Raw genomic sequence first — 1771 nt, 5'->3', positions numbered from 1 at the left:
CACCCCGGTCCGACCGCCCCGCCTCGGGTGCACGTGGTCCCGAGCCCCCTCGGGGAGCTCGAAGCCCCCGCCGCTGTCGCGCACCGCCGCCCCCTGAAGCCGTCCGTCCCGAGTGGAGCGACCGTACGCCAGGGGTCCGACAGCTCAGCGGGTCACGCCGACCAGGTCGCCCAGCACCTCGGACATCACCACCGGGTCGACCGTCCCGAACCGGTGCTCTTCCGCCCGCCACGACCCCGGCCCGTGGTCGGTGATCCACACCTCGGTGGTCTTCTGGTCGAGCTCGGAGTAGTCGTAGCCGCGCGGCACACCGGGGTCCAGGCCGACCACGACCGCGCGCCCGTCCGGCAGCGGTCGCTGCACCCAGTCGATCACGTAGCCGTCCGACTGCTCCTGCTCCCAGCCCTTGTTCAGCAGCCCGAACACCTTCCCGCACGGCACCACGACCCCCTGGAACCTGGTCAGCCGGAACGCCTCCGCCTCCTCGGCGGTGAGCCGGTGCACCGGCCTGCCCAGCTGCGGGAACGGTTGCAGCACCTCGTAGTCGGCCAGCAGCTCCGCCCACGCCTCCAGGTCGTCACCGAGCCGCATCGGGTGGGCCAGCGCGACCCGCTCGCCCGCGCCCAGCTCCACCGGCTCCTCGTGCAGGTCGCTGAGCGTGCGGTCCTCGGCCAGCCGGAACGCCAGCCCCGACTCGGTGATCCACACCAGCCTGCGCGCCAGGTGCCACACCAGCGGGTGGCGCGCGAACAGCGCCGTGAACTCCTCCGCGCCCCACGACCGGCCCGCCAGCATCGCCTTCTCCAACCGGGCGATCTGCGCGGTCGCCGCGGTGCGCACGTCCTTCTTCAGCGCCGCGAACCGCCGGTGCGCCTCGGGCGCCAGCTCCGCGTCGTCGCGCGCGCCCGGCTTGGGCAGGGCCTTGAGCCGCTTGCCGTCCGGCCCGGTGACGTACGGCTTGAGCTGCTCGTCGAACCCGACCACGAACCGCCTCGGCCCGTAGTCCAGCTCCAGCGTGCCGTCCGGGGCCAGGTCGAACGTCGGCACCAGCCGGTCGGACAGCTCGTCGGAGGTCAGCCCCAGCGAGGTCGCGACCTCGGCCAGCTTCTCCTGCGCCCTGGTCCGCACCCCCTTGTGCTTGACCCGCCGCGCCACGTCGTCCAGGTGCACCAGCGCCACGTCCGTGCCCAGCCGCGCCAGCACGTCCAGCCCGAGCACCGCCCTGGCGTGCCCGCCCTCGGCGGGCCACGACCGCAGCTGCGGGCTCAGCGCGCGCACCACCTCGTCGTCGCCGACCAGGCCGAGGCAGGTCAGCGCCCACCCGTCCTTGGACGGCGTCCCGGCGAGCCGCCACTGGTCGAACACCGCCCAGGCGAACCGGGCCAGCGACGCGGGCTCGCACGCGCGCCGCACCTGCTCCAGCCCCGCGTACGGCTCGTCCGACGTGGACATCGCCAGCACCACCAGCAGGTTCCGCGCCGCCTCCTCCGGCAGCGCCGCCCGCCCGCCGCGCAGCAGCACCTGCGGCAGCAGGTCCGGGTCGAGCCAGGACGGCACGGCCGGGACCTTCACCGGCAGCACGTCCAGCGGGTCCAGCGCCAGCGACGCGGCCACGATCCCGGCCACCTGCTCGCCGTGCTCGCGCGCGGCGGTCAGTGCGTGCTCCGGGATCTGCCGCAGCGCGTGCTCCGCCGCCCGACGGGCGGCCCCGGCCGGACCGACCGCGTCCGGCACCAGGAACCGGGCCGCGCCCAGGCCGTGCCGCTCCAGC

1 protein-coding gene is annotated in these 1771 nt (G+C 75.3%); it reads right to left on the bottom strand.

The genetic code is table 11. The annotated features are described in order from the left end of the window. Positions 1–144 precede the first annotated feature (144 nt). The coding region (locus ACTUAL_RS25965) for a DUF4132 domain-containing protein (RefSeq protein ID WP_440902089.1) at positions 145–1771 on the bottom strand (1627 nt) is incomplete at its 5' end.

The sequence above is a fragment of the Actinosynnema sp. genome (assembly GCF_052038725.1).
This window is presented reverse-complemented; position numbering and strand designations above follow the sequence as displayed.